Below are 13696 nucleotides of genomic sequence, written 5' to 3' on the forward strand. Positions count from 1 at the left end.
CCGTGGACCGAGCTTCACCTCATCTGCCCTGTTTGGACGAAGCCATGCTCACCATCGATGACATCCGGGCGATACCACTCTTCTCGACACTCTCCGACAACGAGCTGGAGCATCTCGCGCACACGTCCGCAGACCTGCATCTGTGCGCGGGTGAATTCGCGGTCCATGAAGGTGGAGAGCGAGCGCTGTATGCCGTTCTGGCCGGCAAGATGGAAGTCATCAAGACGTTCGACGGCATCGAGCGCACCTTGGGCTGGCGACTGCCCGGAACCATCTTTGGCGAAGTGCCGCTCGCGCTGAGTTCCCCGTTCCCAGGCGCCTATCGGGCTGCGGAGCCATCGCGTGTCATGCGTGTGGACGCTCAGCGTTACTACACACTCGCTGCTGCGTCACCGGAAGTTGCGTTGAAGATGGGCGCCCTCGCCCGCGAGCGCATCGGCGGACTGCAGGGCCTTTCCGCCGAGCCGCCCAAGCCCCGCGTGACCCTTGTCGGCAATCGCTGGGACACGGCTTGTACCGCGTTGCGCCAGTTCCTGGCCCGCAACCAGATCAGCTGCGACTGGATGACGCCCGATGCGCCTGAACTGCCAGCGCGCTGGCCGGGTACTCGCCCGCCAGAGGAGGATTGCCCGGCCTTGCGGCTGGTCGACGGGACGGTGCTTTGCCGGCCGGAGACACGCCAACTCGCCGGATTGCTGGGTCTGCAGACGCAGCCCCGCCTTGCCGGATACGACACGTTGATCATCGGTGGTGGCCCGGCAGGTCTTGCTGCGGCGGTGTATGGTGCGTCGGAAGGCTTACGCACGGTGGTGGTTGAGCGCGAAGCGCCTGGCGGACAAGCCGGGACTTCCTCGCGCATCGAGAATTACCTCGGCTTTCCAAACGGTGTGTCAGGCGACGAACTCGCGAGCCGTGCCTTGCAGCAAGCAAGGCGGCTGGGTGCCGAGATTCTGGTGACACGATCAATCGCTCGAATCGATGTCGACGGGCGTAACGTGTACCTCGACGGAGGCGACGTTATCCATGCGCGAACAATCATTCTCGCGACGGGCGTCGCGTGGCGCCGCCTCGCGATCGATGGCTTCGACCGGTTTATCGGTAAAGGAATTTACTACGGTGCGTCACGCAGCGAAGCTAGCGCAACGCATGGACTCGACGTCTATCTGATCGGCGGTGGAAACTCGGCCGGCCAGGCCGCTTTGTACTTTGCCAATCATGCACGCATGGTGACGCTCATCTTGCGAGGCGATTCAATTGAGAAGAGCATGTCTCGCTATCTGATCGAGCAGCTTCGCAGCAAGTCAAACGTGGCGGTGCAACTGCGTTCGGAAGTTGTCGGCGCATACGGCGATACCCATCTGACGGCGATCGACATACGCGATGGGCTGAGCGCGGAGGTGAGCCGGCACGACTGTGGTGGATTGTTCGTGTTCATTGGCGCCGATGCAGAAACCGGGTGGTTGCCAACGGAAATCGCTCGCGATGCGCGTGGATACGTTCTCACCGGGGACGACGTCGTCAAGGCGGGACACTGGTCTCATAGCCGGGATCCCTATCTGCTCGAATCGAGTGTTCCTGGCGTGTTTGCCTGTGGGGATGTGAGGTTGAGCCCTGTCAAACGTGTCGCTTCAGCCGTCGGCGAGGGCAGCATGGCAATCGCATTCGCCCACAAATACCTGCAGTACGACGCCAGTTAGCATCGGGTGCGGCAGTCAGGCGTATGTGTGCCTGGCGCAATGGGTTTCAATTGATTTTGAACGGCCGCTTCGATGCGTCGGATAGATCGTTTTGGGCCTGTTGCCGCTGACAGCGCTCATTTGGCCAAGCGCCGTCCACCACACGTGAAGGTCGACAACCTCGTCGCCGCTATCCTCGACTCTGACTGGGATAGCGACGTGACGGTAATCATCGACGATGTTAAAACGAAGGGCGCACTACTGATAGCGAGTAGCGACCCATGTCCATTCCGGTTATCTGGTGCGGTAGCGTCGCACTACGTTTGGCATCACTGATTGAAGCCTGCTCCCGATCGCTGGAATCCGAAAATCGGTATGTCATCTTGTCGTGGGCTAGTTGTGTTCTAACGTCGTCATTCAGCGTCAGCGGCGTCGACTGAGCGAACGAAGATACAGCCGGGACCAACATAGATGCAGCGACGATGAACTGAACGAGTTTCATGTGTTTTCTCCAGGGAGTGTTTCGCGCGCAGCCTTTTGCTGCCTCAGCGAATGCAGTGTAAATCGGCAACTGCTTAGATGTGAGCACGATCAGGGCAATTCATTGTTGTCGGTTTGTGTCTGATCACGGCCTTGCGGCGAAGGCTCGACGAGGCAAGTCCCAGTGTGTTCCCCACTGAGGACATGACACTGCTCAGCGCCAGCGACAGCAGAAGAGAGTCAGCGCACACGGCGATTTAGAGCACCTCGGCGTGTTCTGCGGGTCGATCGCGTGGCGGTGCTTTTCTGGTCGCGACGGCGTCGGGCGCGGCGCGCCATGCACGCCTCGTTCAGCGTGCCGCCACGACGCGTATCAGCCCTGGCGCCGGACCCGGCTTCGCCAGCGCATCTGCCTGCTCAACGACGACGCGCCACTTCGGAAACGTTGCGGAGCCGTCGACTTTCCACGACTCGCCCATCTCGTCGACATACATCGCGTTCGCGCCTCGCCCGGCCGCCGACGCGCGCCGCACTGCGCCCGGCGCGGCACGTTCGAACGACCGGCTGCCCTGTTCGTTGAACACTGTCGCAAGCGGCCGCCGCGCCTGGCCCGATCGGCTGAGCGGCGCGGTAAGCGGTCCTGCGGGCGCGCGCAGCACAGCGCTGGCGGGCTCGCGGCCCGCGAGGATCGCGCCGAGCAGCGCGGACGGACCGCTCGTAGGCGATGTTTCGCTGGCCGTATCGCTGGCGCGCTTCGCGGTCGGCGCGCTCGGGGAATCGAGTGCGAGCGGTTCGCTCGCGCCGTCGATCTGCACGACGAGGATGACGTGCCAGTCGTCCGGCGTGTTGTTGTAGCGCGGCGCGAGCGACACGAGACGCAGCCGCGCGATGTCGAAACCCGCGTCGCGCAGCAGCAGGTATTTGGCGACGGCGAAATCCTTGCACACGCCGCTTTCGGCAAAGAACCGTGACGGCGCGTAGTAGCTGCCGTCGGTTCCGTCGCGGTAGCGGACCTCGTTGACGAGCGCGTCGGCGAGCAGCACGGCTGACGCCTCGCCCGCCTTTGCGCGCTCTGCCTGCACCTGCGCAACGAGGCGGGCCCAGCCGGCGGGGGCACGCGTCAGGTGGCTGCGCAGCGCTTCACGCAGGCGCTGCACGCGGCCGATCGCATCCGACGATGGTTCGAGCTGCTTGTCGGCAAGCGGCAGGAGGAACATCAGGTCGCCGACTTGCGCGAGTTCCGGGCGGATCTTACGGTTGGCTTCCCACCACGTCCCGGTGCGCAGGCGCTCAATACCCGCTTTCAGTGCGTGAGGCGTGGCCGAATCGCCAGGACCCGCGTCGCGCGTGCCGGATGCAAAGCGTTGCGTTGCGGGCGGCAGGTTCGTAGCGCCCGCGACGGCGGGCAACAGCACCGCGGCCGCTAACGAGCACTGGATAAAGCAGAGGAGCAGTCGAGCGAGCGGCATATGAAACTCCCGGAAGCCACACCGGGCGCCGATGCGCCCGGTGTTTCGAAGCCTCCCGATGCCGTTTTACGCCGTTGGACGCAAGGCAACGCTGGCTTGAAACCAACATTGCATGCGACGTGCCAATTCGTCGTATCGCTCTACGCCGTTGATTAAACAAGGAATTGTCTTTGCGAGGCTGGGTGCTGCAAATGCCTCATGACGCCCGCCGCCCAACAGGCACGCGATATCCGTTGGCGTTACCCGCACACTTTAACGTCGGAGGCCATGTCCCCCTTCCATCGCTCCTTCGGCCGCGCAGGTCAATTAACGAAGACGCGGGTTCCCCCGGCGCCACGTAGCCGCCATATATGCGCCCGTTCTCGAATGACGGCGATGGCCGATCATTTGCCCTTCAAGGTCCAGCATCCGCTCGCACAGCCATAACCACCAGGTAGCGCGGATATCGACGACACGTCAGGGAACCATCTGCATATCGCCCGGAGCTTGCGGCGGCAGCTTGATAGAAAGGACCTTGAATTCGCCGCTGGTCGGCTCGGCCCCCGCATGTACCGTCCCCTTCGGGATAATGATCAGGTCGCCAGGGTGAATCTGACGCTGTTCGTTACCCAGCCAGAAAGTGCCGCTTCCCGAAATCACGTACTGGATTTCGTCGGAACCTCGATGCGTATGCTTGGGTACGTTACCGCTCTGCACTGCGATGGTCCCGCTCGGCGTGACTACCAGTCCCTTCGAACGCAAGGTACCCATGTTCGGGATCTGTGCGCCGAGATCGGCATCCGTCATGGCCGCCAGGTCGACGATCTGCGCCGTTAGCGGCGCGTTTGACGGCTGGGCTTGCGCCGGGGTGCCAAGATGGGATGCAAACATGCCAGCAACAAAGGCGGCGGGTAACGCCGCAAGATAGAGGTATTGACGCATGTTCTCGTCCTTTTCGATTAAGGGAGGACCATCGGCGTACAGTGCTCTGACGTGCTTTGTCTTTGTTGGATTGTCGCGCCATCGGGCAGGCGGTTCAAAACCAGGGCAACACCGTAGTACGTCACCGTGTCGCCGCAAGCGGAGCCTACCTGTCGGGCGCGGTAGCTTTGCGCGCCGTCGGTCGTGCGGATGCCGGGCGACTGACTGCCGGGGCGCTTGCACGCGTTACAGGCGAATCGGCACCGGCATCCAGACGAAAGAACGCAATCGCCTGATTAAGCTGCCGCCCCTGGTCTTCGAGCGACCTGGAGGCCGCCGCCGCTTCCTCTACCAGTGCGGCATTCTGCTGCGTGACTTCGTCCATCTGCGTGATGGCCTGATTGACCTGTTCGATACCCCGGCTTTGTTCGGTCGATGCAGCGGCGATTTCCCCCATGATGTCGGTCACCCGGGCGACGGCTTGCGTGACCTGCGACATCGTCTTTCCCGCTTCATTCGCGAGCACCGAACCGTCCTGGATTTTCTGCACGGAAGCGTTGATCAGATCCTTGATTTCCTTCGCCGCGCTGGACGAACGCTGCGCGAGGCTGCGCACTTCGCTTGCGACCACCGCGAACCCACGGCCCTGTTCACCCGCGCGCGCCGCTTCCACGGCCGCATTCAGCGCCAGGATATTGGTCTGAAACGCAATCCCTTCGATGATCCCGGTGATATCCGCGATCTTGGTGGAACTCGCGCTGATCTCACCCATCGTGCCGGCGACCCGTCCGACCACCTCATTGCCCTTGAGCGCCACTTCGGATGCATTGGCGGAGAGCGAGCTGGCCTGCTGCGCGTTCTCGGCGTTCTGCCTCACCGTCGACGTCAGCTCTTCCATGCTCGAGGCGGTTTCCTGCAGTGACGCAGCCTGCTGTTCGGTCCGGGACGAAAGATCGACGTTGCCCGAAGCGATCTGGCTGGAACCAGTCGCGATACTGTCTGCCGCGGTGCGGACCTGAGCGATCAAACTGACGAGACTTGCCTGCATTTCCCCCATCGAGGCGAGCACGCTCCCGGAATGCGCGTTCTTCGCCCCCGCGACCGGGCTCAGATCGCCTGCCGCGACGCGTTGCGTGACCGCACCCAGTTCGGCTGGCTCGGCACCCAGGGCGCGCAGCAAGCCCCGCGTGATGACCAGGCCCGCCACGATCGCCATCGCGACGGCGGCGAGGCAAATCACCATCAGCAGGTTCCGCTGCGTCGCATAACGATCCTCCGACTCGCGAACCAGATCATCGGCACGACTGCGCGTGTACTCCGCGTAGTCGTTCGATGCCTTGACCAGCGCGGCAAGCAGAGGCCGGCAGTCGTCGTTGATTTTCTTGACCGCTTCGTCGCGCCTGTTCGCAACGGCGAGGCCAACGATCGCGTTGGCAACGGGTGTATACGCGGCCTCGATCCGGTTGATTTCGCCCACGAGGCTGCGGGCTTTTTCAGTCGCATCGGATGCGGACGAAACCATCTCGTTGAGCTTCGCGAGGTTCGATTGCACATCCATCTGGGCCTGCGCTTCGGCGGCCTTTTCCACCTCGAAATCGCCCGGCGTGGTGACCAGCGCCATGTTGCGCGCTGCGATCGCGCGCCGGTCAACCGCAGTTCGAACCTGCGTAGCCATATTGGCGCGGGCGTAGACGCCCGACAAAAAACCTGCGAACCGGTCGTTGGAGTCGTTCAGCGATTTCAGCGATATGCCCGACACGATCAAAACGACGGCGGCAAGAACGCCGAAAGCCCCCGTGAGCTTTGCCTTTACCGACAGAGTGTTGAGATTCATATATCGACTTTGGTTGTTGCCTGTTGTACGCAAGCAGGAGATTCGAGCCGTTGGGTGTCCTGGAAGACGCACCCCGGATAGCGCAGGACACAAACTTCGCGCCTATGCATCTCGCATTACGGCGCGGTTGGGCGTTACTGTAGGCTGAGAAACCCTGCGGCAGGCGACGCAAAGGTTTGCGTGTAATTTAATTTTTATATGGTCAAGCCAGCGTTATTTATTCGATGACTCGTGGGGCGGGAGCACTGTGGAGATTGCGCGCGGCCTGAATCTACAAGTGCGGCGAAAGTTGGCAGACATCAGGTATAAGCGGTCACTGCCGCCGCTATTCGGCGGCGGCAGTATGGCCACACGAGCGGCAGGCTGCCTTTGTTACTGTGTGGGCGGCTGACCCGAGGAAAGTATCGTCTTCAGCTTTGTGCCGCCAATGGATTCGCAATTGGAAGGCTTCGGATCAGTCCATTGCACCGCGACGCCACGGACGACGGGCCGGACCATACGCCAAGGCCAGAAGCCGAAGCGCTGTGATCCGTTGTACTCGACAATTGCGTCTGCTCCTCGTACTTGGGCGTACTCCGCCATCTTCGGGAGAATGTCCTGAACACTGCCGTACGAACCCTTGCCGATCTTGATGTTCTTGATGACCTTGTATTTCTGACTCGCAGGCGGGAGGTGTGCGAAGAAACAGAATTCACCGAGGTCGCTGTGAAGATCGCTCGTCGGGGCTTCGTGGCTTTTGGAGATGTCTACTTCGGCATCGGGCGTGGCATCCGATGCCGGTTCCGCTGAATGGGCGGTATTCGCGGCGATGCCGATAGCGAACAATGATGCGATCAACGGAACTACGAATTGCCGTGCAGGGTTCATGAGTGGTCTCAACGATTCGCGCCGGGTTAGCGTCTTATTGTGGAGACGGGATAGTAAGCGACTGTAAGCCTGCCGACCACTATGAAGTGTTGTGCGTTCGCATCGGTTGCGCGAGGTGGCTTGCTTGTGATCAAGCTGGCGGGCGCACACCGCCGCGCGAGCGACGGAAATGATCGGGAAGCAGATAGCTCAAGAACCGCGTATCGTATCCCGCATCTCAAACCTGAATCGGTTCCATGTACGCTACTCGCCATGACCGTGCGCGCGCGGTCACGATTGCCGCCGCCTTTTTTATGCTCACACTGACAGGCTGCGCGTCCTCGTCGCTGGATTCGCAAAACTCATCGCGTGATTCGCAATCGCAAGGTGCCAACGCGATGTCGCTCGATGCCGCCATCAGTGGATCGCAGCGTAGCAGTCAGGCGCGTGCGCGCGACGTCTACCGTCATCCGGAAGAAACGCTGCAGTTCTTTGACCTCGGTCCAACGCAGACGGTATTGGAGATCGCCCCGGGAGGGGGATGGTATTCGGACATACTTGCGCCCTACTTGCGCAACGCGGGCCAACTTTACGAGGCGCAATATCGCAGCACGTCCGCCGATCTCGCCGCTGAAGACAGCGCGACCGATGCGGCTTATCGGCGCAAGCTCGCCAACGCTCCATCGGTTTATGGGAACGTCGTCGTCGGCACATTGCACGCAGGCCAGTTCAACGGCTTCGATGCGAATGAGAGATTCGACCGTGTCCTTACCTTTCGAAACATCCATAACTGGATCAAGGACGGGCAATTCGATGCGAATCTGCGCGCGTTCAACGGCGCGTTGAAGCATGGCGGCGAACTTGGCGTTGAGGAGCACCGCGCACGGCCAGGAACGACTGTGCAACAAATGATCGATTCCGGTTATGTGACTGAAGCGTTCGTCATCGAGCACGCACAGGCAGCCGGCTTCGTTCTGGTTGCGCGCAGCGAGATCAACGCGAATCCGAAAGATACAAAGGACTATCCGCACGGCGTGTGGTCGCTGCCGCCTACTTATCAAGGCGGTGACGTCGACAGGTCACGCTTTGCTGCAATCGGGGAATCGGATCGCATGACGCTCAAGTTCGTCAAGCCTTAGCGATCGTATGTGTCATGGCAGTGGGAGAAAGGGTTAAGCAAGGTTGTGACAAACGCTCACGCAACGCTTCCGTTTTCGCGGTTGACGACGTGCGCGAATTGAAGCGGGTTCTGCGCGAGCGCGTTACGCGGGAATGCGGGGCGCACGTCGATGCTTGCCAGTTCCTGCCGGTTGAACCACGCGAATTCGAGCTTGCGGCCCTGTTCGTTGCCTGCGTGGCGCATGGAGAAATCGAGGATGCGGGCGTCGGGCGGTACTTCGGTGGCGAAGTACACGCCGACTTCGTGATGTGGGCGACCACCACTCGTGAAGAAGTTTTCGACGATCCAGAGCAAGCGCCCCACTTTCACCTGAATATCCAATTCCTCGCGCATCTCGCGCGCGACGGCCGTGGCCGCGTCCTCGCCCGCCTCGACGCGGCCGCCTGGCAACGACCAGTATTCGTCTCCTTCCAGCATGTGCAGGAGGACGTGGTCGCGTGTCGTGATGACGGCAACGGCGCGGAAGTTGAAGCGGTGGCCGTCGGTGTCGAAGGAGATCATAGATGCGAAATCAGGTGATGGGGATGCGATATCTCGCACGAAATGGCGGCGTCGCGCAAGGTCGGTTGGCTCGCGACGCCAACCGTCGTCCCGCAAGAAGTGTTAAAGACTTTTGCGAATGACGCGATCGTGTCGCAAGCTTTTTATCGCCGACTCGTCCACGATCGGTCTTGTCCATTATCACGGCACGCAACTCGATAACGTCAAGATTTGTAAAATATGACGAAAAGCAACGTTCATCAAATTGCAGGACAACTACGCTTTCCAAGTCATCTGGCGTCCTTTAATCTATATTCTTGAAAATGTCCGAATCGTATGCACGACCCAGAGGTGTTGTCGTCTTCGACTGACATATTTAAATAGCATTGCTTATGAAATAAAAATTCGATCTGCAAGAAACCCTGTTCGTTGACGGCCTGCGCTTGCACGTCAATCCGGCATGGTGGTCATGTGCGGCATTCGCCTCACGTGCGCGCGTCGTGTCTGTCAAAAGTTTAATTTCAATTGGAGCAAGGCGGCATGGCGATCATCGAACGCATCATCCAGCCCGCAGTCGCAGACGATGGGTCTGTCCACTACTCATCGGTGATGTCACCACCTGACGAAAGCATTGCCGTTTGCCCCATGGTGCCGGATCGCGTGATCCCAGTTATCTTTGTACCGGGTGTTATGGGAAGCAATCTCAAAGCTGTGTCAGGTTCGTACGCCGGAAAAGTAATATGGCTCGTAAATGGCCCCGCTGGTGTGGCCGCCTCCTGGCTGTTCCGTGGCGCCAGAACAAGAAAGCAGAAGCTCGATCCTGATACCACTGCCGTGTATGGGGGTGGAGACATTCCGAAAGGGACTGTAGAGAGCGAAGAAGAATTGCGACGACGCGGCTGGGGAACTGTAGGAAAAATGAGCTACGGAACATTCCTCCCCTGGTTGGAAAACGCACTCAATGACGCTCATATTGCAAAGACCGGTCTCCGGTCACAATTAATGCACGATCTCGTCGCTGACGCTTCTGGCGTTAGTACATTGACGTCAGAAGAGGTCGCTCTTTCATACCGCTACAGGATGCCGGTGCATGCGGTCGGCTACAACTGGCTGCAATCAAACGCCCGTTCCGCCAAGACCCTCGAGGCCCGCGCTCGCGAATTCGCACAGTATTACCGCGATCAAGGACTTCGCTGCGAAAAAGTCATCATTGTGACCCATTCGATGGGGGGTCTTGTATCACGCTATTTCTCCGAGGTGATGGGTAATCGTGAGAGTGTATTGGGCATCGCGCACGGCGTGATGCCAACAACGGGGTCAGCTACCGCATATAAGCGCGTCCGCTCGGGGTCCGAAGGCATCGCCGGATTAGTACTTGGACCGACCGCGGGAACAATGACTCCCGTTTTCGCACAATCGCCCGGCCCCCTGCAGCTTTTGCCCGGCACGGACTATGGAATGAACTGGTTGCAGTTCATCGATGGTTCGGGTTCGTCTATTTCGCTCCCCAAAGCGAACCCATATACAGAGATATACCTTCAACGTGGGAAGTGGTGGGGATTGGTTGTAGATCGTCTTATCAATCCTTTTGACGAAAAATCATCAAACATCGATGACGATTGGGGCAACTATCAGAAATTGATCTTTAACCATGTTTTGACCTTCCACCAGCAGCTGCAAGCAAAGTTCCACTCAACGACTTACGCGTTCTACGGGGACGATATCGCGCATGCAACTTGGGGAAAGATTATCTGGAAGAGAAAGTCCGCTGGGAACACAACCTATCCGCTTGACGACGAAATGTCCTCCGACAGTGGGAGAGGGCGCGTAGTTTTGAAGTCGAGTGCGACACCGGCGGAAAGCACATATGACCTTCAGCCAGCCGCAGACAGCGGCGACGGCACCGTGCCGGTCCGGTCCGGCGCCGCTCCTTCAGGGTTCGATGGAGTGAAGGCTTGCATACCCTATCCAGACATTGACCACGAAGGGGCATACAAAAAAGAGCCGCAGCAGAAATTTGCGCTTTGGGCCGTGACAAAGATCGTTTCTAACGTAAAGGGAACGACGCTCGAGTACACGAAATGAAACACCCGATCGGTCATACATTGGCGCTCGCCATCCTTTGGCTAACATTATTCGGACAAGTCTCACACGCCAGAAATAACCAGGAAAACGCGACAATGAATGAACCTAACGAACTTCGTACGCAGTGTGTGGGCCGTTACCTGATTGATATTCCGCATAGTAGCGTCGTATTCGGCTCAGCAAAGGTAACAGGCGTATCGATCGACTCAGTCGCGATGTCTTACGAATCGTTCCGTCAGGAAATGACTTCCCGGCAAGCAACGATGACAACCACGAAAAGCCGGTTCGGCTACAAATTTCTCTACGAGATCGGTGAAGTCCCCGGAATAAAGAACTCGAAGTATTTCGTCTCGTTGGGCGATGCAGACGCGCCGAGCGACGCCACACGGGTCATCGAAGCATTCAAATGGGATCGGGGTTACCTCATCAAGGCACGTATTAATGCAAGTGACTTCACAAAATCAAAATATGCGACACCCGAGATCCTGCAGGTTATGTCGATCAAGGCAGACGTTGCACCCAAACTAAGAACCGTCTTTGATCTCATCGAAAAGATGCGTGGCCGTCCGGACGACGTTATTCCAACTGAGCCCGGCATGTGCTTCGTAGGTGGATTCCTTCCCGGAAATGCAGGGGACGTCGGCGAGAATCCCTCTGTACAGTTTGTCCTGTCAAATAATCGCGATGTTAGCGTTGGTTTTGACACCAACGCGGGTATTCGTGAAGCCGAGACTCTTCTTCAGAGAAGTTCAGTGATACATCAAGGATTGCAGCAAATTTCGGGGGCGAGGACGATCCGAAAAGGAGGGGTGGATCTAGTCAATGGGAGGGCGGAAGAATGGCTCATTTCCGGGAAGACACCGCTCAACGTGATTGGCAATACATTCACTTTGGAGGCGAATTCCACTACAAGCAGCGCGTTATCCCCGCTTCTTACACTAGATATGGAAACAGGGACGACGAATGCTTTCTTCAATGGTCCACTTAAGTCTCCCTCCTTAAGTGAAACCGACGCCATCACACTCTGGGACGCAATTTCGCGATCGGTACGGGCGCGCCCGGATGGCTTCTAAGTGCCGCTAGGTCAACGTTGACGCATTCCAATGATCAGAATGCGTTCAACTGCGTTTGAGTGTATCGGGAGTCACGAATTCAGCCGAACGTCTGCGGTTCATTCAAGGCCGTTTAACGCATCAGTAAGACGCGCTGCCTCATCCGCTGTACGATTGATGTCGCACCCACACCATTCCCCAAACGTCACCCCCATCGGCCGCACCCGCATATCCTCATCCAGCCTCCGCCACGGCAAATCCCCCGGATCAGCGGCCATCGGCCCGGGCGCTTTCGCTACCAGAACCGCATGCGCGCCCGCCTGAAAATCCGCGCGAAAATGCACCGAACTCTTCACCACAAGCACCTTCATCCGCTCAGGCTCAACGCCTCCAACGCGAAAAAAATTGCGCTCGAAAATCTGCATCTTGATCGTGCTGACCACGATCCGCACACCGTCGATACGCAAACACGCAACCGGCCCGAGATCGCCCTGCATGCCGTTCATCATCGGACCGTCAAAACGAAAACGCCCATTCGACAGATGCTCGACTTCGAAAACACCTTGTAGCGGCGCGTCGCCCGGCACACCCGAACGCCCCGCCAGCGCGAGTTCGATGCGCGCGCCGACGCCCGCGCGATGCGCCGCTGCCGCCGCCTCAGCGTCCCATATCACACCAACGGCCGCGCCCTGCACGCGATGCCGCAACAACGCGCGCACCATCCCCATCGTATTCGAATCGCCGCCGACGCCCGGGTTGTCCTGCGTATCGGCGATGATCACGGGCTTGTCGGCATGTTGCGCGAGACGTGACGCTTCATTCACCGCTTCATCGGGTGACAGGAAGCGCACTTCCCATTGCGCTTCATCGGCGAGCATGCGCGCGTGAAGCGCATCGACAGCCTTCGCGAGCGCGTCTTCGTCATAGCCATAGCCCCAGATCACAGGCCCGCATTCAGGAAAATCCGCAGCGGGAAACCCCGGCGCAAACGATAGCGAAGCAACAGGTCCGTCTTCGAGCGAAGCCAGCATTTCGTACACGCCGAGCGCGGGCTCGACGAGCGTACACATCGCATTCACCGGAATCAGAAACGGAATGCGCCGCGACACGCGTTTCAAAGGGCGTCGATCTTGCGTCAGCCTTTCGAGCAACGCAGCGGCACGCTCGCCCGTTTCGGCCATATCGACATGCGGGTAGGTTCTATACGCGACGATCGCATCCGCGAGTTGCAGCATCCTGTCCGTCACGTTCGCGTGAAGATCGAGCGACACAACGAGCGGCATGTCATCGCCAACGATGCCCCGAACGCGCGCGAGCAGTTCGCCTTCGCCATCGTCGATATGCTCGGCGACCATCGCGCCATGCAGATCGAGATAGATCGCATCGAAGCCGCCCGCGCGCACGGCATCGACGATCTCGCCGGCAATGCGCTCGTATGCGTCTTCCGTCACATGCGCCGACGCGCTCGCGCCCGCCCAGATGACGGGGATCAGTTCGTGGCCCGCCGCCTCCACAGCCTTGATGAAGCCGCCAATCGGCACGTTCACGTCGCGCAGCGTCAGCACGTCGGCGCCGCGCGTCAAAGGCGGAAAGCCTTCACCCTGAACGAAGCTCTGGTACGACGCCTTGGTCGGCGCAAAGGTGTTGGTCTCGTGTTGAAAACCGGCGATCAGGATCTTCATGATTCGTTCGTC

Annotated in this window: 11 protein-coding genes; 4 read left to right on the forward strand and 7 right to left on the reverse strand. The window is 59.3% G+C overall.

Annotated features, from left to right (window positions below):
* Window positions 1-32 precede the first annotated feature (32 nt).
* Complete coding sequence (locus tag BLT65_RS32445; RefSeq protein WP_244186813.1) at window positions 33-1697, forward strand: FAD-dependent oxidoreductase; 1665 nt, start codon at window positions 33-35, stop codon at window positions 1695-1697.
* Between the two features lie 220 nt (window positions 1698-1917).
* On the opposite strand, the gene BLT65_RS32450 is transcribed toward BLT65_RS32445, so the two are convergent.
* The 5 genes from BLT65_RS32450 to BLT65_RS32470 form a co-directional block, all read right to left on the reverse strand.
* Window positions 1918-2178, reverse strand: a complete 261-nt coding sequence (locus BLT65_RS32450) for a hypothetical protein (protein WP_091785804.1) — start codon at window positions 2176-2178, stop codon at window positions 1918-1920.
* A 328-nt stretch (window positions 2179-2506) separates the two neighbouring features.
* Window positions 2507-3625, reverse strand: coding sequence for a transglutaminase domain-containing protein (locus BLT65_RS32455; RefSeq protein WP_091785807.1), 1119 nt, complete (start codon window positions 3623-3625; stop codon window positions 2507-2509).
* A 456-nt stretch (window positions 3626-4081) separates the two neighbouring features.
* The gene (locus tag BLT65_RS32460; RefSeq protein WP_091785810.1) at window positions 4082-4546 is read right to left on the reverse strand and encodes a cupin domain-containing protein; all 465 of its coding nucleotides are present in this window, start codon (window positions 4544-4546) and stop codon (window positions 4082-4084) included.
* 145 nt (window positions 4547-4691) lie between these two features.
* Window positions 4692-6359: a methyl-accepting chemotaxis protein gene (locus BLT65_RS32465; RefSeq protein WP_091785813.1), complete on the reverse strand. Its 1668-nt coding sequence runs from the start codon at window positions 6357-6359 to the stop codon at window positions 4692-4694.
* Window positions 6360-6731: 372 nt separating this feature from the next.
* The gene (locus tag BLT65_RS32470; protein WP_091785816.1) at window positions 6732-7226 is read right to left on the reverse strand and encodes a hypothetical protein; all 495 of its coding nucleotides are present in this window, start codon (window positions 7224-7226) and stop codon (window positions 6732-6734) included.
* Window positions 7227-7462: 236 nt separating this feature from the next.
* Here BLT65_RS32470 and BLT65_RS32475 point away from each other — a divergent pair, with 236 nt between their 5' ends.
* Complete coding sequence (locus tag BLT65_RS32475) at window positions 7463-8344, forward strand: class I SAM-dependent methyltransferase (RefSeq protein WP_091785819.1); 882 nt, start codon at window positions 7463-7465, stop codon at window positions 8342-8344.
* A 56-nt stretch (window positions 8345-8400) separates the two neighbouring features.
* Here BLT65_RS32475 and BLT65_RS32480 read toward each other — a convergent pair whose 3' ends face one another.
* The gene (locus BLT65_RS32480) at window positions 8401-8886 is read right to left on the reverse strand and encodes an NUDIX hydrolase (RefSeq protein WP_091785823.1); all 486 of its coding nucleotides are present in this window, start codon (window positions 8884-8886) and stop codon (window positions 8401-8403) included.
* Between the two features lie 519 nt (window positions 8887-9405).
* Between BLT65_RS32480 and BLT65_RS32485 the strand changes: the two genes are divergently transcribed.
* Window positions 9406-10950 (forward strand): esterase/lipase family protein, encoded by a 1545-nt coding sequence (locus tag BLT65_RS32485; protein WP_091785825.1) that lies wholly within the window; start codon window positions 9406-9408, stop codon window positions 10948-10950.
* Window positions 10947-12023, forward strand: coding sequence for a T6SS immunity protein Tli4 family protein (locus tag BLT65_RS32490; protein WP_091785828.1), 1077 nt, complete (start codon window positions 10947-10949; stop codon window positions 12021-12023). Before BLT65_RS32485 ends, BLT65_RS32490 begins: the two co-directional genes overlap by 4 nt.
* 98 nt (window positions 12024-12121) lie before the next feature.
* Here BLT65_RS32490 and BLT65_RS32495 read toward each other — a convergent pair whose 3' ends face one another.
* A complete protein-coding gene (locus BLT65_RS32495; protein ID WP_244186815.1) occupies window positions 12122-13684 on the reverse strand; it encodes a M81 family metallopeptidase in 1563 nt (520 codons plus the stop codon).
* Window positions 13685-13696 lie beyond the last annotated feature (12 nt).

Source organism: Paraburkholderia steynii, assembly GCF_900100565.1.
GTDB lineage: Bacteria > Pseudomonadota > Gammaproteobacteria > Burkholderiales > Burkholderiaceae > Paraburkholderia > Paraburkholderia terrae.

Coding starts and splice junctions, on each gene's coding strand:
- BLT65_RS32450 (WP_091785804.1), bottom strand. CDS start 2,178: ATGAAACTCGTTCAGTTCATCGTCGCTGCATCTATGTTGGTCCCGGCT.
- BLT65_RS32455 (WP_091785807.1), bottom strand. CDS start 3,625: ATGCCGCTCGCTCGACTGCTCCTCTGCTTTATCCAGTGCTCGTTAGCG.
- BLT65_RS32460 (WP_091785810.1), bottom strand. CDS start 4,546: ATGCGTCAATACCTCTATCTTGCGGCGTTACCCGCCGCCTTTGTTGCT.
- BLT65_RS32465 (WP_091785813.1), bottom strand. CDS start 6,359: ATGAATCTCAACACTCTGTCGGTAAAGGCAAAGCTCACGGGGGCTTTC.
- BLT65_RS32470 (WP_091785816.1), bottom strand. CDS start 7,226: ATGAACCCTGCACGGCAATTCGTAGTTCCGTTGATCGCATCATTGTTC.
- BLT65_RS32475 (WP_091785819.1), top strand. CDS start 7,463: ATGTACGCTACTCGCCATGACCGTGCGCGCGCGGTCACGATTGCCGCC.
- BLT65_RS32480 (WP_091785823.1), bottom strand. CDS start 8,886: ATGATCTCCTTCGACACCGACGGCCACCGCTTCAACTTCCGCGCCGTT.
- BLT65_RS32485 (WP_091785825.1), top strand. CDS start 9,406: ATGGCGATCATCGAACGCATCATCCAGCCCGCAGTCGCAGACGATGGG.
- BLT65_RS32490 (WP_091785828.1), top strand. CDS start 10,947: ATGAAACACCCGATCGGTCATACATTGGCGCTCGCCATCCTTTGGCTA.
- BLT65_RS32495 (WP_244186815.1), bottom strand. CDS start 13,684: ATGAAGATCCTGATCGCCGGTTTTCAACACGAGACCAACACCTTTGCG.